General features: G+C 60.2%; 18 protein-coding genes. 5 read left to right on the forward strand and 13 right to left on the reverse strand.

Annotated elements, in window-relative coordinates; all coding sequences use genetic code 11:
- The first annotated feature begins 356 nt into the window (after positions 1-356).
- On the forward strand, positions 357-1,940 hold the full coding sequence (locus F8N62_RS07165) for an ABC-F family ATP-binding cassette domain-containing protein (protein WP_150710292.1): 1,584 nt from the start codon (positions 357-359) through the stop codon (positions 1,938-1,940).
- A 6-nt stretch (positions 1,941-1,946) separates the two neighbouring features.
- Here the strand turns inward: F8N62_RS07165 and F8N62_RS07170 are convergent, their stop codons facing one another.
- The 7 genes from F8N62_RS07170 to F8N62_RS07200 form a co-directional block, all read right to left on the reverse strand.
- Positions 1,947-3,587, reverse strand: a complete 1,641-nt coding sequence (locus F8N62_RS07170) for a BatD family protein (protein WP_150710293.1) — start codon at positions 3,585-3,587, stop codon at positions 1,947-1,949.
- Positions 3,584-5,320 carry a tetratricopeptide repeat protein gene (locus F8N62_RS07175; protein WP_150710294.1) on the reverse strand — a complete coding sequence of 579 codons (1,737 nt, stop codon included), beginning with the start codon at positions 5,318-5,320 and terminating at the stop codon, positions 3,584-3,586. Before F8N62_RS07175 ends, F8N62_RS07170 begins: the two co-directional genes overlap by 4 nt.
- On the reverse strand, positions 5,317-6,396 hold the full coding sequence (locus tag F8N62_RS07180; protein ID WP_150710295.1) for a vWA domain-containing protein: 1,080 nt from the start codon (positions 6,394-6,396) through the stop codon (positions 5,317-5,319). Before F8N62_RS07180 ends, F8N62_RS07175 begins: the two co-directional genes overlap by 4 nt.
- Entirely contained in the window at positions 6,389-6,883 is a 495-nt protein-coding gene (locus F8N62_RS07185; RefSeq protein WP_150710296.1) for a DUF4381 domain-containing protein, read from the reverse strand. The genes F8N62_RS07180 and F8N62_RS07185 overlap by 8 nt, the downstream gene beginning before the upstream one ends.
- Positions 6,880-7,824, reverse strand: coding sequence for a DUF58 domain-containing protein (locus F8N62_RS07190; RefSeq protein ID WP_150710297.1), 945 nt, complete (start codon positions 7,822-7,824; stop codon positions 6,880-6,882). Before F8N62_RS07190 ends, F8N62_RS07185 begins: the two co-directional genes overlap by 4 nt.
- A 5-nt stretch (positions 7,825-7,829) precedes the next feature.
- Positions 7,830-8,789, reverse strand: a complete 960-nt coding sequence (locus F8N62_RS07195; protein ID WP_003218556.1) for an AAA family ATPase — start codon at positions 8,787-8,789, stop codon at positions 7,830-7,832.
- Positions 8,790-9,074: 285 nt separating this feature from the next.
- Positions 9,075-9,428, reverse strand: a complete 354-nt coding sequence (locus tag F8N62_RS07200; protein WP_150710298.1) for a hypothetical protein — start codon at positions 9,426-9,428, stop codon at positions 9,075-9,077.
- 503 nt (positions 9,429-9,931) lie between these two features.
- On the opposite strand from F8N62_RS07200, the gene F8N62_RS07205 reads away from it, so the two are divergent.
- On the forward strand, positions 9,932-14,842 hold the full coding sequence (locus F8N62_RS07205) for an NAD-glutamate dehydrogenase (RefSeq protein WP_150710299.1): 4,911 nt from the start codon (positions 9,932-9,934) through the stop codon (positions 14,840-14,842).
- 86 nt (positions 14,843-14,928) lie between these two features.
- Here the strand turns inward: F8N62_RS07205 and F8N62_RS07210 are convergent, their stop codons facing one another.
- The 5 genes from F8N62_RS07210 to F8N62_RS07230 all read right to left on the reverse strand — a co-directional run bounded on the left by F8N62_RS07210 (position 14,929) and on the right by F8N62_RS07230 (position 19,005).
- Positions 14,929-15,441: a hypothetical protein gene (locus tag F8N62_RS07210; RefSeq protein WP_150710300.1), complete on the reverse strand. Its 513-nt coding sequence runs from the start codon at positions 15,439-15,441 to the stop codon at positions 14,929-14,931.
- Positions 15,442-15,655: 214 nt separating this feature from the next.
- Positions 15,656-16,366, reverse strand: a complete 711-nt coding sequence (locus tag F8N62_RS07215) for an ATPase (protein WP_150710301.1) — start codon at positions 16,364-16,366, stop codon at positions 15,656-15,658.
- Positions 16,367-16,587: 221 nt separating this feature from the next.
- The gene (locus F8N62_RS07220) at positions 16,588-16,998 is read right to left on the reverse strand and encodes a cupin domain-containing protein (protein ID WP_150710302.1); all 411 of its coding nucleotides are present in this window, start codon (positions 16,996-16,998) and stop codon (positions 16,588-16,590) included.
- Between the two features lie 156 nt (positions 16,999-17,154).
- Positions 17,155-17,448 (reverse strand): putative quinol monooxygenase, encoded by a 294-nt coding sequence (locus F8N62_RS07225; RefSeq protein ID WP_150710303.1) that lies wholly within the window; start codon positions 17,446-17,448, stop codon positions 17,155-17,157.
- A 123-nt stretch (positions 17,449-17,571) separates the two neighbouring features.
- On the reverse strand, positions 17,572-19,005 hold the full coding sequence (locus F8N62_RS07230; protein ID WP_150710304.1) for a PLP-dependent aminotransferase family protein: 1,434 nt from the start codon (positions 19,003-19,005) through the stop codon (positions 17,572-17,574).
- Positions 19,006-19,205: 200 nt separating this feature from the next.
- Between F8N62_RS07230 and F8N62_RS07235 the strand changes: the two genes are divergently transcribed.
- Entirely contained in the window at positions 19,206-19,646 is a 441-nt protein-coding gene (locus F8N62_RS07235; RefSeq protein WP_150710305.1) for a carboxymuconolactone decarboxylase family protein, read from the forward strand.
- A gap of 5 nt (positions 19,647-19,651) precedes the next feature.
- On the opposite strand, the gene F8N62_RS07240 is transcribed toward F8N62_RS07235, so the two are convergent.
- On the reverse strand, positions 19,652-19,999 hold the full coding sequence (locus F8N62_RS07240) for a hypothetical protein (protein WP_150710306.1): 348 nt from the start codon (positions 19,997-19,999) through the stop codon (positions 19,652-19,654).
- Between the two features lie 152 nt (positions 20,000-20,151).
- On the opposite strand from F8N62_RS07240, the gene F8N62_RS07245 reads away from it, so the two are divergent.
- Both F8N62_RS07245 and F8N62_RS07250 read left to right on the forward strand, forming a co-directional pair.
- Complete coding sequence (locus F8N62_RS07245) at positions 20,152-20,865, forward strand: STN domain-containing protein (RefSeq protein WP_150710307.1); 714 nt, start codon at positions 20,152-20,154, stop codon at positions 20,863-20,865.
- Positions 20,862-21,410, forward strand: coding sequence for an RNA polymerase sigma factor (locus tag F8N62_RS07250; protein ID WP_150710308.1), 549 nt, complete (start codon positions 20,862-20,864; stop codon positions 21,408-21,410). The genes F8N62_RS07245 and F8N62_RS07250 overlap by 4 nt, the downstream gene beginning before the upstream one ends.
- The last annotated feature ends 9 nt before the right edge of the window (positions 21,411-21,419 follow it).

Consider the following 21,419-nt stretch of genomic DNA (forward strand, 5'->3'; position numbering starts at 1 on the left):
GTCACAGGACTTTGCGCGGACTGCCGAAATGGCACAGTCAGACAGATCGATATTTAGCGTAGGACGGATCCGTTAATCCGGATCGCTTTCGAAGGTTCTGACCGGACATAGTGAAATCCATAGGAATAGGGTGGGGCTGCGAGGGAGCTCGCAACGGCGATAAGGGAGGGGCTGGCTCCTGACTGCGGGTGCCGACAGGTTTCGGGTCTTCAGATTGTTGGTGACTACATCAATTGGATTTCGATTTCCACACGACTCGTGTCGTCGATGTACATTTGCCCCAAGACGTCTGGTGCTGTTGCGCACCGTCAGGGAGTGGTTCAGTGCCTATCGGGCCGATTGTTTGAGGAGACGTCATGACCCAACGATTAATTCAACTTGATCATGTGTCGTTCAACCTGCCCGACGGGCGCGTTTTGTTCAATGACTTGAACCACACCTTCAGTACCAGGGCCACGGGAATCGTCGGCGCCAATGGCTGTGGCAAGTCTTTTCTTGGCCGGCTCCTGACGGGGGAACAACTGCCCACCAGCGGCATCGTACGTCGTGAGGGGCGGGTTTACGCAGTGGCGCAGTTACTGGAACCCGAGCGCTATCCCAGCGTTGCGGCTCTCGCCGGTGTCGACCATATTCTGGCAGCGTTGGATCGCATTGCCCAAGGTAGCGTCGACGATGAGGATCATGCGCTGGCCGTCGACCAATGGGATTGCGCCACTCGCCTTGAAGCAGAACTGGAGCAGATCGGCTTGGGTCATTTGAACGCCGACGCGCGCACCGACGCACTCAGTGGTGGCGAACGGCAACGGGTGGCGCTGCTGGGGGCATGGTTATCCAAGGCTGACTGGCTCATTCTGGATGAACCCAGCAATCACCTGGATATTGACCAGCAACACAAGCTCGCGCAGCAGATCGACCGCTGGCCTAACGGCCTAGTGTTGATCAGCCACGACCGGGGTCTTTTGGAGCACGTGACTGAAATCGTCGAGCTTTCACCCTTAGGGCTGGCGGTTTATGGCGGCAACTACAGTCAGTATGCGGCGGCAAGGGAGCAAGAACAGCAGTCGTTCCAGTCGGCATTGCAAGGGCAGCGGGCACAGGCCAAGCGCGAGCAACGTGAGATGGCCGTGCAGATGGAGCGTCAGCAGCGGCGTAATGCACGCGGCGACCGTCAGGCCCGCGAAGGCAATCAGACCAAGCTGATCACCAACGCCCAGAAAGAACGCAGTGAAAACAGTCAGGGGAAATTGCGCCTCAATCAACAGTTGGCCCGGGAGCAGCAACAACAACGTATTGCAGAGGCGCGTGCCCGGTGTGCGCCGGACATTCAGCGCATGATGCTGTCCCCGGAAAGCATGGTGCCCAATGGCAAGCTGATACTGCAGCTCAACGACGTCGTGCTGCCGTTCGGTCACACGACGCCCGTCAACCTGACGCTGACGGGGCCAATGCGTATGACAATCCTGGGTGCCAACGGTAGCGGCAAGTCGACCCTCTTGCAGGTGATCGCCGGCCGACTGCCTGTGCGCGAAGGCGAGCTCATACGCAGTTGCCAAGTCGGTTGGTTGGATCAACATGCCGGATTGCAGTACCCCGAACGCACGGCAGTGCAATGGCTCTACCAGAGTAATCCGGAGTTGCCCGAAGCTGAGACGCGAACCCGCTTGGCCCAGATGGGGATTGATGCGGATCGTGTGATGCTCAAGACTTGTCAGTTGAGTGGGGGCGAACGCCTGAAAATAGCCTTGGCTGCGCAGCTGCATGCACAACGGCCACCGCAATTGCTGTTGCTGGACGAGCCCGACAACCATATGGACTTGCCCAGTAAAATTGCGCTGGAGCAGATGCTTAATCAGTACCAGGGGGCGTTGATCGTCGTCTCTCACGACAGCGATTTTTTACAGGCCATTCATCTGGATGCCGAATTTCGTCTCAATAGGTAGAGAACGTTACTTCGGATAAAGCGGCGGCAAGCCACTGTCGCCCACCGGGTCATGAACCCGCTCGGCAATCGGAATCGCCCGAATGGCCCGCCACAGATCGTCACCCTGCCAATGCTGCCCGGTTTCGCTGTACAGCGCGCCGTTCAACCCATCCAGCGCATCCGACAACGGCACGAACCGTGCCGCCATGTCGGCCAGGGTTTCCGGTTGTTGGCGGGCCCAGGCGTCGAGGGCCTGGCGGGTGGCGTGGGAGTCGTTGGCCTGACACGCGCGCTTGAGGTCGTCGAGCACGGTGCGCGGGCTCGGTCCGGTTTGTGCGGCGCGCAGGATTGCCGGCTGCCAGCGGGCGCGCCACCAGAGGCCGAAGCCCAGCAGGGTGGTGCAGGCGAGAACCAGCGTGCTGAATTTCCACCACCACAGTGCTTCGTTGTCGGCCGCTGACGTAACCAGCGGCGTGCCGGTCGGGGTATCGACCATCAAGCCCGGGTTGTTCGCCACTGGCAGGGTCCGGGCGGGCAGGTTGCTGTGTTCCAGGTGATCTTCAAAGGTGTTCCACCAGACCACGTCCACCGCGGGCAGCTCGATGTCGCCGCTGCGCACGGGCACCAGCGCCTCACGGTCTTCGCGACTGCCGACCAGCCCCCGGTCGCTGTTCTGATTGACCAGCACCGGCTGGTCCGGATAACGCCGCAAGCCATTGACGTCGGTGGCCGGCAACGGTGGCAATTGCGAGCTGGACAAGCCTTCGGCTTTCAACGTCAGGCTGCGGGTCAGCGAATCGCCGACCTGAGCGTGATCCGGTTCGGGGTTCCAGCTTTCGCTCAGGCTCAGGCTGCGCGCCGGCAGCCATGGCACATCGGCCGGATAGGACGCGGGTTTTGCCTTGACCGTCAGCGGCAACTCGACCGAACTCACGCGCATCAACTTGCCGGATTTCGGCACTTGGGATTCGGCGTCCTGGGCCGGCTGCGCGTCCACCAGCGTGGCACTGAATATCTGCGCCGGTATGGTCAGCGGGCCGCTGTGTTGCGGGTAAATCGCGTAACGCAGTTCGATCACGCCGTGGCGCAGGCCGTTGATGTCCTTTTCGTAAGTACGCGACTCACCCAGTTGCTCGATGCGCGCATCGGGGATCTGCAAGGGGGTCAGGCTGCTGTCGTCGTATAGCGAAACGGAATGGTAAATGCGCAACGTCAGGATCGCCTGGGCCTGCACGTACACGCTGTTCTGATCGAGGCTGGCGTCGATGAATACCGGCGCCAGTGCGTGCTTGCTGTCCCGGGTGTCGCTTTCGACCACTTGCAAGGTGATCGGCTGGCTCTGCACGTCGCCCAGTTGCAGTGACGGGATCACCACGCTGCCGTTCTGCCGGGGCAGCAGCGTGACGATCCAGCGCGTGGTGGCGCGATTGTCGCCGTTGAGGGTGGTCAACTGGTTGACCTGGCGGGTACCGCGCACCTCGAACAGCGGCTCCAGCGTTGTCAGGTCAGGCTTGCCAAACTGGGTGACATCGTTGGATTCCAGGGTCAGCTCGACCGTTTCCCCGGAGTTCAGGCGGCTGCGATCAACACTGGCGACCAGCTCTGCTGCCTGGGCCTGAACGGCGCAGAGCAACACTACTGGCAAAAAGGCGGTGAAGCGGGTCATCGGGTGTTTTCCTGATCCTGATGTTGTTGCTGTTCGTACCAGAATTTGCGTCTGAGCAATTCTCCCGGGTCATCCGGGATCTTGCGCAGCCATTGCTCCAGCGCCTGGCGCTGTTCGCCGTCAATGGCGTCGCTGGCGGGGCGCAAGGGCGGCGTGGTGCTTTGTTCGTCGCCCAACTCGCTGCCGGGCACCTCATTGGTGCCCGGGCGCGGCGGCGTTGTAGTCGACTGCTCCGCGTCCGGTGTATTCGCCTGAGCGTTGGAATCCGCATCACCCTCGCTCGATGCTTGGTTGGTTGCGCCAGGTGACGGTTCTTGCGTGGTCGCGCTGTCGTCGCCCTGGTTTTTGTCCGGTTCAACGGGTGGTGGCGTATTTTTCTGTTTGATCAGACTTTCTACCAGCGTCTTGTTGGTCTGCGCCGGGCGCAGGTCCGGTTGCAGCTCCAGGGCTTGTTCGTAGGCATCCAGCGCGGCTTCAAGCTCACCACTTTTCGCCAGAGCGTTGCCACGATTGTAGTGGGCGTGGGCGTCATTGCTCTCGGCGAACCGCTGGGCGGCAGCGCTGTAGTCGCCGGCCTCATAGAGCGCCACGCCTTGCCACTGGCGGTCTTCGAAATGCTCTGCGGCCTCGGCCGGATGCTTCTGCTTGAGCAGGTGCAAACCGCGCTGGTCGGGCCGCAGCCACAGGTCTTCGAAATCGAAGGCGTAGCTGGGCTGCGGCGACAGGAACAACAGCGGCAGACAAAACAACCAGCCACGGCGGCCGGCGCACGCCGCCAGCAGCAACAGCGGCAGCAACAGCCAATAACCCTGATCGGCCCAGGTATCGAGGCGCAGGGTCTGGCCGTCATCGCGCAGGTTGCGCGGGCCATCCAGCAGGCCGAGCGCGCGCAGGTCGGCATCGTCGAGGCGCGCAGGGCGATAGCGCCCGTCGAGGCCGTTGACGAATGCTTTCAGGCTCGGCTCGTCGAGGTGCGGCACCAGAATCGCGCCCTGATCGTCCTTGAGGAAACTGCCATCCTCCTGGGTGATCGGCGCGCCCTCGGCGGTGCCGATACCGAGCATCAGAAATTGCGTCGACTTGCGGTCCAGCGCCTGCTGAATGCCTTCGCGTTCCAGCTCATTGAGCGACGAGCCGATCAGCAGGATCCGGCCGTCACCCAGTGCCGCCTGATTCAGCAACGCCAGGGCCTTGGTCACCGCGAGGTCGGCGCGATGACCCGCTTGAGGCATCAGTGACGGCTTGAGCGCCTCCAGCAGATTGCGGCTGGTGGAGAGATCATCGGATAACGGCACCAGCGTGTGCGCGCTGCCGGAGTAGACGACGATAGCGGTCTGGGCGTCGCTGCGGTTTTGCAGCAGGTCGAACAACTTGCGGCGGGCTTGCTCCAGCCGGTTCGGCGTGACGTCGGTGGCGAGCATTTCCGGGGTCAGCTCCAGGATCACCACCAGCGGGTCGGCCGGTTTCTGACTGGCTTGCTCGACACGCTCCCAGCTCGGCCCCAGCAGCGCGAACAGGGTGAGCAGCCACGCCACGCCGAGGGCGACCCAGGGCAATTTGCTGTCGCGACCGTTACCACCGCTGAGCAACGCCGCGTGAAAGGCCGGGGGCAAAATCATCTGCCAGCGCCCGGCGCGTTTTTGCCGATGCCAGAGTTGCCAGATCAACCAGCCGAGCAGCGGCAACAACAGCAGCCACCAGGGGCGGAACCAGTAAGGCCACAGCGCACTCATCGGCGCCTCCGCAGGCGCAGGCGTTTGAGCCGTTGGCGCCAGTCGGGCAGTTGCGTCTGCAAAAACAGATCCTTGGTAAACAGTCGCTGCAACGGGTTATCCGGCCACAATTCACGAACCACCAACAGCACACTCAACAGCAGCGCCATCGCCAGCGGCCACTGATACAACGCCTGTGCAGGGCGAGCCTGGGTCGGTTGCTGGGTCACCGGTTCCAGCTGGTCGAGGGTTTCCTTGATCCGTTGCAACTCCAGGCCATCGCGGGCGCGGAAGTACTGGCCGCCCGTCGCGTCGGCGATGGCCTTGAGGGAGGGTTCGTCGAGGTCCAGGCTCGGATTGATGCCGAGAAATCCTGCGGTGCCGCTTTGCTCGGGATCAGCGCCGATGCCGATCGGGTAGATTTTCACGCCTTCCCGGGCCGCCAGCCGCGCCGCGGTCAAGGGGTCGATTTCGCCGCCGTTGTTCGCACCGTCAGTGACCAGAATCAGCACCCGGCTTTGTGCCGGACGCAGGCGCAGGCGTTTGAGCGCGAGACCAATCGCGTCGCCGATGGCGGTGTTCTTGCCGGCGATGCCGATACGCGCTTCGTCGAGCCAGATGCGCACGGTGCGCCGGTCAAACGTCAGCGGCGCCTGCAAATAGGCCCTGCTGCCGAACAGGATCAGGCCGACGCGGTCACCCTCGCGGCTTTCCAGAAAATCACCGAGCAAATGTTGCACCAGTGAGAGTCGGCTGACCTCATCGTCACGCCACTGCATGTCAGGGAAGTCCATGGAACCGGAGACGTCCACCGCCACCAGCAGATCCCGGCCACTGGCAGCAATCGGCAACGGCTCGCCAAGCCATTGCGGGCGTGCGGCGGCGATCAGCAACAGCAGCCACAGCAGCATGAAGGGCGCTTGTTGGCGCCACGCCGGCAGATTGGCCCGGGCGCGGCGTCGGGCCAGGCCTTCGAGGTCGCTGAGGAAGCTGACTTTGAGCGCCGGTTCGCCGCTGTCGGCCACCGGCAGCACCAGGCGCATCAGCCAGGGCAATGGCAGCAGGGCGAATATCCACGGCCAGGCGAACTCAAACATGTTTTCGAATCCAGGTGTCGACGGCTTGCGTCAGGCCGGCGATGGCCTTGTCGTCGAGTTTGCATTCGGGTTTGTACGCCCCTTCGACCAGCACCATCCAGCGCGTCAGGCCGGCGGCGGGGCAGCGGTTGTCGAGGAACGCCAGCCATTTGCGCCCGTTGAGGGTGTGGCTCTGGCTGTAGGGGTAATGGTTGCGGCACAGGCGTTTGAGCAATCCGTTGAGTTGCTGCAGCCAGGCGCCCGCCGGCGCACCGTCGTAGGGTTTGGGCATCAACGCGAGTTCGGCCAGCGCGGCGATGCGCACCGGGTCCAGCGGTTGTTCGACGCGCACCACAGGGCGTTTGTTCGGCAGCCAGCGTCGTGCTTTCCAAAGCCCGAAGCCGACAAGGGGCAGCAGCAACAGCAAGAGCCACCACCCCGGCGCCGGAGGCCAGAACGCGATGGGCGGCGGGGAAATCAGTGGTTGCAGTTGATCGAGGCTGCTCATCGACCTTTCCCCGGGTGCTGCGGGTTCAGGTATTCGCGCAGTTGCTCGACCATTTCACTTTGGGTGCTCAAGGGCATCAGCAACACGCGCAGTTTTTGCGCGAGCAGTTCCCAGCGGGCGATGCGTGCTTCGGCCTGGGCGCGATAGGTCTGGCGCAGATCGTAATTGAGGGTGTCGAGTTCCAGTTGCGCACCGCGTTCGGCGAAGCGCAACAGCCCGGCGGCGGGCAGGGCGTGATCCAGCGGATCGGACACCGGTAATAGCAGCACGTCGCAGTGGCGCGACAACAGGCTCAACTGTTGCTCGGAGCCTTCGGTCAGCGCCCGCTCGTCGCAGATCACGATCACCAGGCTGCCTGGGCGCAGCACTTCGCGGGCACGGCGCAGGGCGAGGTTGAGCGCGTCGCGGTTCTGTTCGTTTTCGGTGTGCAGCGATTGATTGACCCGCACCAGCCGGTTAAGCAATTGCAGCAGGCTCTGTTTGCTGCGCCGTGGCTTGATTTCGTAGTGCTCGTTATCGCCGAACACCAGCCCGCCGACCCTATCGTTGTGCCCCAGCGCGGCCCAGCCAATCAGGCTCGCGGCCTGAGCGGCGAGCACCGACTTGAACATCAGCCCGGAACCGAAGAACAGTCGGCGACTTTGCTCGACCATGATGAAGATCGGCCGTTCGCGCTCTTCATGGAACAGCTTGGTGTGCGGTTCCTGTGTGCGGGCGGTGACGCGCCAGTCGATGGTGCGCACGTCGTCGCCGGCCTGATAGACCCGCACCTGATCGAAATCCACACCACGCCCGCGCAGCTTCGAATGGTGCAGGCCGATCAACGGGCTGCGCTGGCTGGGCGTGGAGAACAACTGCACTTCGCGCACGCGATGGCGCATCTCGATCAGCTCGGAGAGACTGACGCGGATGCCCGGCTCGGGCGGCAGGATAGAATTCATTGGGGTCAAGCGACGGCTACGACGTCGAGAATCCGCTGGACCACACGGTCCTGATCGATGCCGGCGGCTTCGGCTTCAAACGACAGGATGATGCGGTGACGCAATACGTCGAACAGCACGGCCTGAATGTCTTCCGGGCTGACGAAGTCGCGACCGGCGAGCCAGGCGTGGGCCCGGGCGCAGCGGTCGAGGGCAATCGAGCCACGCGGGCTGGCGCCATAGGCGATCCACTCGGCCATCTCCGGATCGAACTTGGCCGGGGTGCGCGTGGCCATGACCAGTTGCACCAGGTATTCCTCCACGGCGTCCGCCATGTACAAGCCGAGGATTTCCTTGCGAGCGGCGAAGATTGCCTGCTGGCTGACCCGGCGTTCGGGCTTGGTTTCGCCGTTCAGGGCTTCGCCCCGGGCCTGTTGCAGGATGCGGCGTTCGACGGCGGCGTCCGGGAAACCGATTTTCACGTGCATCAGGAAGCGGTCGAGCTGGGCTTCGGGCAGCGGATAGGTGCCTTCCTGCTCGATCGGATTTTGCGTGGCCATCACCAGAAACAGCGGTGACAGCTCGTAAGTGCTGCGCCCGACACTGACCTGGCGCTCGGCCATCGCTTCGAGCAACGCCGATTGCACCTTGGCCGGGGCGCGGTTGATTTCGTCCGCCAGCACCAAGTTGTGGAAGATCGGGCCTTGCTGGAACACGAAGCTGCCGGTTTCCGGGCGATAGATTTCCGTGCCGGTGATGTCGGCAGGCAACAGGTCGGGGGTGAACTGGATGCGATGGAACTGGGCTTCGATGCCTTCGGCGAGTTCTTTGATGGCCTTGGTCTTGGCCAGACCCGGGGCGCCCTCGACCAGCATATGGCCGTCGGCGAGCAGGGCGATGAGCAAGCGCTCGATGAGTTTTTCCTGGCCGAGAATCTGCGTTGAAAGAAAGGTTCGCAGCGCTAGCAGCGCTTCACGATGTTCCATCGATGACTGTTCCTGGAAAGGGTGACCGAAGACGTTCGAATAACGCCAGGGCTGGGGGCGTTACTTTAATCCATCGCGGGGGGCGGCGACTAACGGCATTTTGTGCAAAGTGTGGAGAGAGATGAGTGAAAGTGTTTGATTTTTGTACAGAGGAGGCAAGTTAGCGTTCTCTCGGGCCTAATCGCGAACAAGCTCGCTCCCACAGGCAATCGCCTGTATCTGAAGGAACACGCTCACCTGTGGGAGCGAGCTTGCTCGCGATTAGGCAGCCATAGGCGCTGAAATTCAGAGTTCGCTGATATAGGTGCCTGTCCCTTTGAGGATGTTCTGCAGGGTCACTTCAACTTCCGCCAAATCACTCGCATCGGTGCTGTGCGTAATCTCCAGCGAATCATCCCCATTCAACGCATCCGCATCCGCCGCAGCGATTTCGATCAGCAAACGCGTAGCGCTCAGCGTCACCTTTACTCCGTCCAGGGTCGAAGGCTCGCCGTCGAGGGTGATCTCCAGCTCGTCCTCGTCCGGATAACGGCTCATCAGGAACATCTCACCCTGTTCGCTGTGGCAGGCGAGCATGGCCATGTTGTCTTCTTCCTCGTCACACGGGTTGACGATCAACAGGGAGGTGGTCATTTGCATGGGGATTTCCTGGCTCGGCGAGCGTTGTGAACACGACAAAGGGCAATTCTGCCAGCCCTCGGGAATTTCTGCTCGGCTGACTGTCAGAGAATGTGTCGTGAACATCCGGGGGGCTGTGGGTCATTTCTGGCACGAATGTACTGTAAATCCGGGCATAAAACGCCCAATTTCCTACACGACTGCTAGTGTTGTCCGATGCACAGGCCAAGAGCTGCGTGCCGTTGACCGAATATGTCGCAGCACCGCAAGCACAGGCCTTGCCGCACTGGTTAAGCTGCGCATCGAATGGATACCTTTAAAGACATTGTGCAATTGATCGCAGAGTCGTTTTTGCAGATGCCCATTCATGGAAGGTGAATGTGACCTGAGTGTCTCGTCCAGCTTCACCCACCTGTCACCCTGTTTCCTCTGCCCGAGAATCAGGAACAGGGTGACGGATCGCCCCGAAAGGGGTTTTGCACGCGACGCTTCCATCAATAACAAGCCCAAGCGGAGTACCACAGATGGCGTTCTTCACCGCAGCCAGCAAAGCCGACTTCCAGCACCAACTGCAAGCGGCACTGGCCCAGCACATCAGTGAACAGGCACTGCCACAAGTGGCGCTGTTCGCTGAACAATTCTTCGGCATCATTTCCCTTGACGAGCTGACCCAGCGTCGGCTGTCCGACCTCGCCGGCTGCACCCTTTCTGCATGGCGCCTGCTGGAGCGCTTCGATCACGCGCAACCGCAGGTTCGCGTCTACAACCCCGATTACGAACGCCACGGCTGGCAGTCGACCCACACCGCGGTCGAAGTGCTGCACCACGACCTGCCATTCCTGGTGGACTCGGTGCGTACCGAGCTGAACCGTCGCGGCTACAGCATTCATACCCTGCAAACCACCGTGCTGAGCGTGCGTCGCGGCAGCAAAGGCGAGTTGCTGGAAATCCTGCCGAAAGGCACCCAGGGCGACGACGTCCTGCAAGAATCGTTGATGTACCTGGAAATCGACCGTTGCGCCAACGCGGCCGAACTGAACGTCCTGAGCAAAGAGCTGGAACAGGTTCTCGGTGAAGTCCGCGTTGCGGTCGCCGATTTCGAACCGATGAAAGCCAAGGTCCAGGAAATCCTCACGGGCCTGGACAACAGCCAGTTCAATGTCGACCCGCAAGAAAAAGCCGAAATCAAAAGCTTCCTGGAATGGCTGGTGGGCAACCACTTCACGTTCCTCGGCTACGAAGAGTTCGTGGTGCGCGATGAAGTCGACGGCGGCCACATTGTCTACGACCAGAATTCCTTCCTCGGCCTGACCAAACTGCTGCGCACCGGCCTGACCTACGATGACTTGCGCATCGAAGACTACGCCGTGAACTATCTGCGCGAACCGACCCTGTTGTCGTTTGCCAAGGCCGCGCACCCGAGCCGTGTCCACCGTCCGGCTTACCCGGATTACGTGTCGATCCGCGAGATCGACGCCGACGGCAACGTCATCAAGGAATGCCGCTTCATGGGCCTGTACACCTCGTCGGTGTATGGCGAGAGCGTGCGGGTCATTCCGTACATCCGCCGCAAGGTCGAGGAAATCGAACGCCGTTCCGGCTTCCAGGCCAAGGCTCACCTGGGCAAGGAACTGGCTCAGGTGGTTGAAGTGCTGCCGCGCGATGACCTGTTCCAGACCCCGGTCGACGAGCTGTTCAGCACCGTGATGTCGATCGTACAGATTCAGGAACGCAACAAGATCCGCGTGTTCCTGCGCAAAGACCCGTACGGCCGTTTCTGCTACTGCCTGGCCTATGTGCCACGCGACATCTATTCCACCGAAGTGCGCCAGAAAATCCAGCAAGTGCTGATGGATCGTCTGAAAGCTTCGGACTGCGAGTTCTGGACCTTCTTCTCCGAATCGGTGCTGGCTCGCGTTCAGTTGATCCTGCGCGTCGATCCGAAGAACCGTCTCGACATCGACCCGGTGCTGCTGGAAAAAGAAGTGGTGCAAGCCTGCCGCAGCTGGCAGGACGACTACGCCAGCCTGACCGTTGAAAGTTTCGGTGAAGCGAGCGGCACCAACGTGCTGGCGGATTTCCCGAAAGGCTTCCCGGCCGGTTACCGCGAGCGCTTCGCTGCGCATTCGGCGGTGGTCGACATGCAGCACCTGCTAAGCCTGACCGAAAAAAACCCGCTGGTGATGAGCTTCTATCAGCCACTGGGTCAGGTCTCCGGCCAGCGCGAGCTGCACTGCAAGCTGTATCACGCCGATACCCCGCTGGCATTGTCCGACGTGTTGCCGATCCTGGAAAACCTCGGCTTGCGCGTGCTGGGTGAATTCCCGTATCGCCTGCGTCACAACAATGGCCGCGAGTTCTGGATTCACGACTTCGCGTTCACCGCTGCCGAAGGCCTGGAACTCGATATCCAGCAACTCAACGACACCTTGCAGGACGCCTTCGTCCACATCGTGCGTGGCGATGCCGAGAACGATGCGTTCAACCGTCTGGTGCTGACCGCCGGGCTGCCATGGCGCGACGTCGCGCTGCTGCGCGCCTACGCGCGCTACATGAAGCAGATTCGCCTGGGCTTCGACCTCGGTTACATCGCCAGTACCCTGAACAACCACACCGACATCGCTCGCGAGTTGACCCGGTTGTTCAAAACCCGTTTCTACCTGGCACGCAAGCTGACCAGCGATGACCTGGAAGACAAGCAGCAACGTCTGGAACACGCGATCATCGCCGCTCTGGACGAAGTCCAGGTGCTCAACGAAGACCGTATCCTGCGTCGCTATCTGGACCTGATCAAGGCCACGCTGCGGACCAACTTCTACCAGACTGATGCGAACGGCAAGAACAAGTCCTACTTCAGCTTCAAGTTCAACCCGCACCAGATCCCAGAGCTGCCGAAGCCAGTACCGAAGTTCGAAATCTTCGTTTACTCGCCTCGCGTCGAAGGCGTGCATTTGCGCTTTGGCAACGTGGCTCGCGGCGGCCTGCGCTGGTCCGACCGTGAAGAAGACTACCGCACCGAAGTCCTGGGCCTGGTAAAAGCCCAGCAAGTGAAGAACTCGGTGATCGTGCCGGTGGGCGCCAAGGGCGGTTTTCTGCCGCGTCGCCTGCCACTGGGCGGCGGTCGCGACGAGATCGCCGCCGAGGGCATCGCCTGCTACCGCATCTTCATCTCGGGCCTGTTGGACATCACCGACAACCTGAAGGACGGCGCGCTGGTTCCGCCGGCCAACGTCGTGCGGCATGACGACGATGACCCGTACCTGGTGGTCGCGGCGGACAAGGGCACTGCGACCTTCTCCGATATCGCCAACGGCATCGCCATCGACTACGGCTTCTGGCTGGGTGACGCGTTCGCCTCCGGTGGTTCGGCCGGTTACGACCACAAGAAAATGGGCATCACTGCCAAGGGCGCGTGGGTTGGCGTACAACGTCACTTCCGTGAACGCGGGATCAATGTCCAGAAAGACAGCATCACCGTGGTCGGTGTTGGCGATATGGCCGGTGACGTGTTCGGTAACGGTCTGTTGATGTCCGACAAGCTGCAACTGGTCGCCGCGTTCAACCACCTGCACATTTTCATCGACCCGAATCCTGAACCGGCGAACAGCTTTGCCGAGCGTCAGCGCCTGTTCGACCTGCCGCGTTCGGCGTGGTCGGATTACGACACCAGCATCATGTCCGAAGGCGGCGGGATCTTCTCCCGTAGCGCGAAAAGCATCGCGATTTCCCCGCAGATGAAAGAGCGCTTCGACATTCAGGCCGACAAACTGACCCCGACCGAACTGCTGAATGCCTTGCTCAAGGCGCCGGTGGACCTGTTGTGGAACGGCGGTATCGGCACCTACGTCAAAGCCAGCAGCGAAAGCCATGCCGATGTCGGCGACAAGGCCAACGACGCGTTGCGCGTCAACGGTAACGAACTGCGCTGCAAAGTCGTGGGCGAGGGCGGTAACCTCGGCATGACTCAGCTGGGTCGTGTCGAATTCGGTCTGAATGGCGGCGGTTCTAACACCGACTTCATCGACAACGCCGGTGGCGTGGACTGCTCCGACCACGAAGTGAACATCAAGATCCTGCTGAACGAAGTGGTTCACGCCGGTGACATGACCGACAAGCAGCGTAATCAGTTGCTGGCGAGCATGACCGACGAAGTCGGCAATCTGGTGTTGGGCAACAACTACAAGCAGACTCAGGCACTGTCGCTGGCGGCTCGCCGTGCATTCGTGCGAATCGCTGAATACAAGCGTCTGATGAACGACCTGGAAGGTCGCGGCAAGCTCGATCGCGCCATCGAGTTCCTGCCGGCTGAAGAAGCGATCAACGAACGCCTCGCGGAAGGCCATGGCCTGACCCGCGCCGAGCTGTCGGTACTGATCTCCTACAGCAAGATCGACCTCAAGGAAGCGCTGCTCAATTCCCAGGTGCCGGACGACGACTACCTGACACGCGACATGGAGACCGCTTTCCCGCCGAGCCTGGTCAGCAAGTTCTCCGAAGCCATGCGCCGTCACCGTCTGAAGCGCGAGATCGTCAGCACCCAGATCGCCAACGATCTGGTGAACCACATGGGCATCACCTTCGTTCAACGACTCAAAGAGTCGACCGGCATGAGCCCGGCGAATGTTGCGGGTGCGTATGTAATAGTTCGGGATATCTTCCACCTCCCGCACTGGTTCCGGCAGATAGAGGCCCTGGATTACCAGGTTTCGGCTGACGTGCAACTGGAGCTGATGGACGAGCTGATGCGCCTGGGCCGTCGCGCGACGCGCTGGTTCCTGCGTGCCCGTCGCAACGAGCAGAACGCTGCCCGTGACGTCGCGCACTTCGGTCCGCATCTGAAGGAGTTGGGTCTCAAGCTCGACGAACTGCTGAGTGGCGAGATCCACGAAAACTGGCAGGCCCGTTATCAGGCGTACGTCGAAGCCGGTGTGCCGGAATTGCTCGCGCGCATGGTGGCCGGCACCTCGCACCTGTACACGCTGCTGCCGATCATCGAGGCTTCCGACGTGACCGGGCAGAATCCTGCGGACGTGGCGAAGGCATACTTTGCCGTCGGCAGCGCGCTGGACATCACCTGGTACCTGCAACAGATCAGCGCACTGCCGGTTGAAAACAACTGGCAAGCCCTGGCCCGTGAAGCGTTCCGCGATGACGTCGACTGGCAACAACGTGCGATCACCATCTCGGTCCTGCAACAGGGCGACGGCACCCAAGACGTGGAAACACGCCTGGCGCTGTGGATGGACGAGCACGAGGGCATGATCGAACGCTGGCGCGCCATGCTGGTGGAAATTCGTGCCGCCAGCGGCACCGACTACGCCATGTACGCGGTGGCCAACCGTGAGTTGCTGGACCTGGCGTTGAGCGGTCAGGCGGTCGTGCCTGCTGCCACTGCCACGGCCAATGCTAACGCTGAGCTGGAACCTGCGGCCTGATCAGTCGCTGAATGAAAAAGCCCCGTCTCGAAAGAGCCGGGGCTTTTTTATGTCTGGCGATTTGAAGGAAGGGGTGTGCTGACTATTCAATCGACATCGAAAAAATCGTTGTACTCGTCGGGCCGGGTGCCACCGGGGTAGCCGACATTTCTTTCGAGAATTTCGATGTTGAACTTGAAGGCGTCTCCCGAACGGTCATTGAAAGAGTGAGACTCCCTGCGACTGGCGGTTTTCTGGGTTGATTTGATGACGCCCCCACTCCGGGCTTTCAAGTAAACACTGGCGATACCCGAACCCAGATTATCCAGGGTAATGATCGTTTTGTTATCGTCCAGCAGGTTGAAGGAAGTTGTGTCCCCTCCGGCAGCTGGAAAGGCACCCAGCTGTCCGTCAGCGTTTTTGCTGATGTAATTGCCGAAGTAGGCGGGGCCTCGAATCTGCAGGTTGTAGTAATCGTCATAACAGGCGAAATACGCAATGAACTTGGGGTAGCTGCGCGTTACTCCCCCAGGATTTGGCTTGCGGGGCGGTAAGGTGGTGAGCAGGTTGGCTTCACCGATGGAGTAACGCTCGCCTAATACCAGGTCGACAAAGGTCAAGCGTTTGTTGTCGTACGCTACGTGTGCGTAAAAAGATCTTTTTTGATTGAAGCTCATCGTGTTCTTCCATGAATTAAAGTGTGTGCAGATTTCGTTCTGCGAACGACAGAGTAGAGGAGTCGAGCATGATGAGATCAACAAAAAAATTACTCGATATTGCCGAGTGGTGCCAATGATCCTCTTCGCGAACAGTGTCGCGAAGAGGAGGCGAGCATTAATAGCGCTTAGAGACCGGAGTGTTATCCAGTAGTGACACATTACTTGATGGGCGGGTGAGAAGTCGGGACAGCGACTGATCAAAGTTCTGCAATACGCGAACTTGCACCTGCTGTTGCTCATTGATATCCGCGACAATTTCTTCGCTGCGTTTATAGTCCGCCCATACCGGGCTAAGTGCTTTGGCGTCGTGCCCGCGGGCCGTGCCGATGTAGTTCAACTTCGCGTCATAGAAATCCGCGCTGACAGTGGCCTCGATGTCGGAACTGCGCGAGGTCATCAATTGACTGCGCGTATCAACGATGGCGACCACATCAGGTTTTGCGGCACTGAGGCTTTGCATATCCGGGTACACAGTCACCGAGCCGAACTGGCGTTTCAGGGAGCCCTTGACCCAATCCACCGCGAGGTCTGGATTGGAGGTGGCGACGTAAGCGTCGTGAATCGGCTGCACCAGCAGGCTTTGGCCAAAACCGGTGCCGGCGTTGGCTCGGTAGTCCTCAAGATAAGCGCGATTGGTCTGGGTATTGCGGCTGTAGACGATGCCCAGAGACACTTGATCTCCGTTGGCCACTTGGGTGGCGCTGCTGCGCCCGACCGGTTCGCTGAACAAGCCGTCCAGGGAAGAAACGGCGGTCGGCGCCGTGGGAATTGAACATCCGGTTAAAGCAGCAGCAATCGTCAACGTGCTGAGAAAGACAAGTTTCATGGGTGTTTCTCCAGTGAAACAACTTGGGTCAGTTGCCCGTGTATAGCGGCAGTGTTGTTCAGATTAAACCTGTCCCGACGGGATGAAATAACCAATATCCACTCTTGTGAGGAGACCAATAGTTTTATTTGGTTTAAACCACAGGCGCTAATTACATGAGGAAATAAAAAGGCCCGAATGGATAATTCGGGCCTGTTTATTTATGGCTGTACGCCCAGCTATCAGTTTTCCAGCGGGATCAGCACTTTCTCGTCAGGCGATAACACCATGAACACCAACAACTTCGCAGGCTTGTTTGCACTGGCGTTTTTCGAGACCAGATGTTCCGAGCCCGCCGGTTCATACCAGTACTCGCCGGCCTTGTAAGTCTTTGGCTGGCCACCTTTCACCTGGGAAATGACCGCGCCGGAGATCACATAGGCCATCGCGGTGCCTTCATGTTTATGCGCGATTGAAGACTGGCCGGGTTGGTAGTCGACCTCAATCATCATGGCTTTCTTGCCAGGCACGTTTTTTAGCGCCTCATCCTGCAGAACCGTGACTTTTTCCGAGGGGTCGTGGGCGAATGTCGAGGTAGCAACGGTCAAGGCCATTGCAGCCAGCGAAGCGGCAAAGAAGCGCAACATTTTCATGGTTATCACCTGCGGTAAGTTGTGGTCAGGAGCCACACTAGTCCGCAAACCGGCGCATTCAAACAGCCAATTCGAGAGAAGGTGAGGGGACCAATCGGTATAAAAGATCGCAGCCTGCGAAGGAGCTGCCGAAGGCTGCGATCTTTTGATCTTGATTTAACGAATCGGAAAACTGTTGAAATCCACGACATTCGCCAACTGGTTATCGATCAGGCTGATAAAGCCTTGAACTTCAGGGCAATTGAAATGCATGTGCATGGCCGCTTCCGATTGCCAGCGGGCGCTGACGTTCCAGCGGTTGCTGTCCTCGGGGCAGCGGTCGACCATATAGGAATCGCAGCCCGGTAGTTCGCGCAGGGTTTCGACAATCTTTTGCAGTTGCTTACCCAGCTCATCCGAGCGGCCGGCGGCGGCCTGTACCCTTACGGTGTTGATCACTTCGTTGGACATTGCTCACACTCCTGAATCAGGCCGGACGAATCCTGCTCATTGAGGGATAACGCCTAGGCAGGATAGGCCTGCACCTGCGGACCGCCAATAGCCAATCGCCGGATAAAAACCCAGACCAATCCGTCAGGCGACTTGCTGCAAGATGTCCCGCAAGCGGTCCAGAGCGGTATCTATGTCCAGGGTTTCAATGGCGCCAAACCCCATGAGAAGCCCGGCGCGCGGCGTTTGCTGATCGTAAAAGATGTCGATGGAGTACAGTCCGACCTCGACTTTTTTCGCCAATTCGATCACCAACGGCATATCCATTGGTACTTTTGCCATCAGCACCATGTGGAAGCCCGCCGTGCTCGGGATAGCGTCGAACCAGGGCGACAGGTCTCCCGAGACACGCGTGAGAAGGCGTTCCCGACGCCCGGCATAGATCGCGTGGCAGCGCCGGATATGTTTGAGCAGACAGCCTTCGGCGATGAACTTGGCCAGCGCCCATTGCGGCAGCGTGGAGGTATGCCGGTCGGTGAGTTGCTTGGCCCGGATCACGGCGTCGAGAATCGCCGGTGGCAAAATCGCGTAACCAAGGCGCAACTCCGGAAGCAGGGTTTTCGAGAAGGTCCCCACGTAAGCGACGATTCCGCGCTCATCCATGCTTTGCAGTGAGTCGGTGGGCCGGCCTTCATAGCGGAATTCGCTGTCGTAATCGTCCTCGATGATGATCGCGCCCAACTCATACGCGCGTTCCAGCAGTGCCACCCGGCGCGCCTGACTCATCGGCATGCCGAGGGGAAACTGATGCGATGGCGTGACGTAAATCAGCCGCGTGCCCAAGGGGATTTTGTCGACCACGATCCCCTCGGCATCGACCGGTACGCCGATCACCGTGGCACCGTGGCTACCGAACAACAGGCGCGCGGGTGGGTAACCGGGGTCTTCCATGGCGACGATGCTGCCGGGGCAGGTCATCACGCGGGAGATCAGGTCCAGCGCCTGTTGCGCGCCGTTGCACACCACAACGTCTTCATCCTGACAAATCACCCCACGGGAAAACGCGATGTGCCGGGCGATCGCATTGCGCAGCGCCGGCAGGCCTTCGGACAAGCTGTAGAAACCCTTGGAACCGCCCATCTGGCGCAAGGCGTGAGAGGTGCAGCGCCGCCAGTCATCCTGCGGAAACTGGCCTTTGCTGGTGGCCCCGCCGATGAAGTCATAACGCAGCGAGCCTTCCAGGGTCGGGTGGTTCAGAAACACCGGCATCTTGCGCCATGACTCAATGACTTCAGCGCTCGCCAGTTGCGAATGGCTTTGCTTGGGCAACGCTTTGGCGGGCCGGGCGTTGACGTAAGTGCCTTTGCCGATCACACCGGTGAGGAAATTCTCATAGGTCAGTTGCGCGTAGGTGTCGGAAATGGTCTTGCGCGAAATGCCCAGTTGCCCGGCCAGCAAACGACTGGGTGGGAGCTGCGTCCCGGCGGCCAGACGGCCGGATTCGATAGCGCTGCGCAATTGGTTGTACAACTGGCCTGCCAGGTCCTTGCGGCCGTTGATGACAACATGAAGTTCCATACCGGCGAGGCTCCTGGGCGGGTGGGCGCGTGTGCGTCGCGCCAGATTACCCGCAAGCGCGGCTGCGCAGAAGTTGCGTGGCGGAAAAACCGTGGATTGGCCTGCTGCGGGTGGTGCAGTGGTAATTCGCCGAATTGGATCTGTAATGCGAGGGGCTCAGCGCCTACCGTGAACGCTTCAATCGATGCACGAGGCACGCCATGAATTCCCGTCTGGATTACTACAGCGCGTCGCCCAAGGCGATGAAAGCCATGATTGCCATGGAGGCGCTGACCAGCAACCTGAGTATCGAACCGGCGCTGTTGCACCTGATCAAGATCCGCGCTTCGCAGCTCAATGGCTGCGCGTTCTGCACTGACATGCACTCCGTAGATGCGCGGCGCCTCGGCGAGACGGACCGGCGCCTGTATTCAATCGTGGTCTGGCGCGACAGCGGCTTCTTCAACCCACGCGAACGCGCCGCGCTGGCCTGGACCGAAGCAGTCACTCTGCTCTCTGAAAGCCATGTGCCGGACGACGTCTACGCCCAGGCCCGGGAGCAGTTCAATGAAGGCGAGATGGTCGACTTGACCATCGCTGTCACTACCATCAACAGCTGGAATCGACTGGCCGTGAGTTTTCGGCAAACGCCCAGTGCCTGATCCGGTTATTTGCCGATCAGCAAGGGTGACGTCACGTTCGAAGGCGCGGGTCGTTGCGGTTTTACCGACGTGCCGAAGGTGTTCCCCATGCGCGTGCTAGTGGCGGCGGGGGTCGCCAGGCCGATCTGGTTTGCCGGGCGCTTGTTGATCGGAACATTGATGCCTTGCTGATTTTTCTGTGCTGCAGCGGCCCCTTCGGGGTTGTTGCCCATTTGCTGGCTCAGGCACTTGTAGTCTGGCGCCTTGTAGCCATCGACCGAGACTTCGACGCACCCCTTCGTTTCTTCGGCCCGGGCCAGTGACAACCCGGTCATCAGCAACACGCCCGCCGCAACGCTCACAAAGTATTTCATTGAAGGCCTCCTTGCCGGCCCTGAACGGGCCGCGCATGGGTTCGAGTCTAATGCACTGCGGTTTAACGTCTCGTGATGGTTTTTTTGCACCGCCCGTCACATCAGGTTCATAAACAGCCATCAGGATGACGTTTTTCAGGGGTAGGTCAGCCGTGCAGCGAGGCAAAGCGAGGGAAGCGCACCAGAGTTCATCGATACAGGTTCGCCAGGCATGTCTGGCATTGCTGTTCTGGTTGCAAGCGTCCGCCGTGATTGCCGACCCGGTTGATGCGCGTGCGCCTGCGGATCTGGATATTCCGGCCCAGGAACTGGGCAGTGCACTGGAGTGGTTCAGCCGCTCGACCGGCATGGCTGTGCTGGTGGATCACCAGTTGACTCGCGGCCGGCGTTCAATTGCTGTCAAGGGGCGGTTGAGCGCAACCGATGCATTGACCCGGATGCTCAGTGGCAGTGGACTCATGGCCAGGTATGCCCGTGCGGATGCCTTCACTTTGCAAGTGGCCGAGGTGTCTTCCATTGCGGGGCCGGCAAGCAGCAGTGCGTCGCTTGCCGGCAGTAGCTATGCGACTTCGGTTCAAGCGGCGATCGAGCGCAGCCTGTGCCGTTCACCCTTGATCCGGCCAGGCAGCTTTCGCGCTTTGCTGCAACTGTGGATCGGCCGCGACGGCGTTGTGCAGCACAGTCGACTGGTCAGTTCTACCGGTGATTTCAAGCGAGACGCCGCGCTGGTGGAAAGTCTACGTAACCTGGACATCGAACGTCCGACGCCGAGCTCGCTCAGTCAGCCGGTCACTTTGCTACTGCTACCGGAGTCATCAGGTAAACGCATGGAATGCTCAAATGGGAAGGGAGTTTCCGGGGGATGAAAGACACCGGCAAAGGTTCGATGGTCACGTTGTTCGTGGCCTCGTATGACGATTTCAAGGCGCGCCTGCGCCGACGCCTTGGCTCGGAAGATCTGGCCAATGACGTCCTGCATGAAACGTACTTGCGGGTTGACCGCATGGAAGATCTGCCGAACATTACCCAGCCCAATGCTTATCTGTATCGCATGGCCCTCAATATCGCGGCTGACCGACGCCAATCGGACGCACGCTTGCTGACCGGCAGCGAGGTGGACGAGCTGTTGCAGGTTTCCGATGAAGCACTCGATCCTGCCCGGGTTGTCGGTGGGCAAAAGGAAATTCAGTTGCTGCTCAATGCCCTGTACGAATTGCCCGCTCGTCGGCGCAAGATTTTCATCGCTGCACGCCTGGAAGAGGCGCCACACCTGGAAATCTCCCAGCGTTTCGGGATCTCGACCCGGATGGTCGAGAAGGAAGTCAAAGCTGCTTTGACCCATTGTGCCGGGCGCCTGGAAAGAAAATTCATTCAGCGGTTCGGTCCCGGCGCGGGAAAACCGTCTAATTGAAAGAGTCCA

Origin of the sequence: Pseudomonas fluorescens, from assembly GCF_902497785.1 — a bacterium.
Classification (GTDB): Bacteria; Pseudomonadota; Gammaproteobacteria; order Pseudomonadales; family Pseudomonadaceae; genus Aquipseudomonas; species Aquipseudomonas fluorescens_BO.

What these genes read in the sequence shown, in the direction of transcription:
- F8N62_RS07165 (WP_150710292.1), top strand. Translation starts at nt 357, where the DNA reads ATGACCCAACGATTAATTCAACTTGATCATGTGTCGTTCAACCTGCCC.
- F8N62_RS07170 (WP_150710293.1), bottom strand. Translation starts at nt 3,587, where the DNA reads ATGACCCGCTTCACCGCCTTTTTGCCAGTAGTGTTGCTCTGCGCCGTT.
- F8N62_RS07175 (WP_150710294.1), bottom strand. Translation starts at nt 5,320, where the DNA reads ATGAGTGCGCTGTGGCCTTACTGGTTCCGCCCCTGGTGGCTGCTGTTG.
- F8N62_RS07180 (WP_150710295.1), bottom strand. Translation starts at nt 6,396, where the DNA reads ATGTTTGAGTTCGCCTGGCCGTGGATATTCGCCCTGCTGCCATTGCCC.
- F8N62_RS07185 (WP_150710296.1), bottom strand. Translation starts at nt 6,883, where the DNA reads ATGAGCAGCCTCGATCAACTGCAACCACTGATTTCCCCGCCGCCCATC.
- F8N62_RS07190 (WP_150710297.1), bottom strand. Translation starts at nt 7,824, where the DNA reads ATGAATTCTATCCTGCCGCCCGAGCCGGGCATCCGCGTCAGTCTCTCC.
- F8N62_RS07195 (WP_003218556.1), bottom strand. Translation starts at nt 8,789, where the DNA reads ATGGAACATCGTGAAGCGCTGCTAGCGCTGCGAACCTTTCTTTCAACG.
- F8N62_RS07200 (WP_150710298.1), bottom strand. Translation starts at nt 9,428, where the DNA reads ATGCAAATGACCACCTCCCTGTTGATCGTCAACCCGTGTGACGAGGAA.
- F8N62_RS07205 (WP_150710299.1), top strand. Translation starts at nt 9,932, where the DNA reads ATGGCGTTCTTCACCGCAGCCAGCAAAGCCGACTTCCAGCACCAACTG.
- F8N62_RS07215 (WP_150710301.1), bottom strand. Translation starts at nt 16,366, where the DNA reads ATGAAACTTGTCTTTCTCAGCACGTTGACGATTGCTGCTGCTTTAACC.
- F8N62_RS07220 (WP_150710302.1), bottom strand. Translation starts at nt 16,998, where the DNA reads ATGAAAATGTTGCGCTTCTTTGCCGCTTCGCTGGCTGCAATGGCCTTG.
- F8N62_RS07225 (WP_150710303.1), bottom strand. Translation starts at nt 17,448, where the DNA reads ATGTCCAACGAAGTGATCAACACCGTAAGGGTACAGGCCGCCGCCGGC.
- F8N62_RS07230 (WP_150710304.1), bottom strand. Translation starts at nt 19,005, where the DNA reads ATGGAACTTCATGTTGTCATCAACGGCCGCAAGGACCTGGCAGGCCAG.
- F8N62_RS07235 (WP_150710305.1), top strand. Translation starts at nt 19,206, where the DNA reads ATGAATTCCCGTCTGGATTACTACAGCGCGTCGCCCAAGGCGATGAAA.
- F8N62_RS07240 (WP_150710306.1), bottom strand. Translation starts at nt 19,999, where the DNA reads ATGAAATACTTTGTGAGCGTTGCGGCGGGCGTGTTGCTGATGACCGGG.
- F8N62_RS07250 (WP_150710308.1), top strand. Translation starts at nt 20,862, where the DNA reads ATGAAAGACACCGGCAAAGGTTCGATGGTCACGTTGTTCGTGGCCTCG.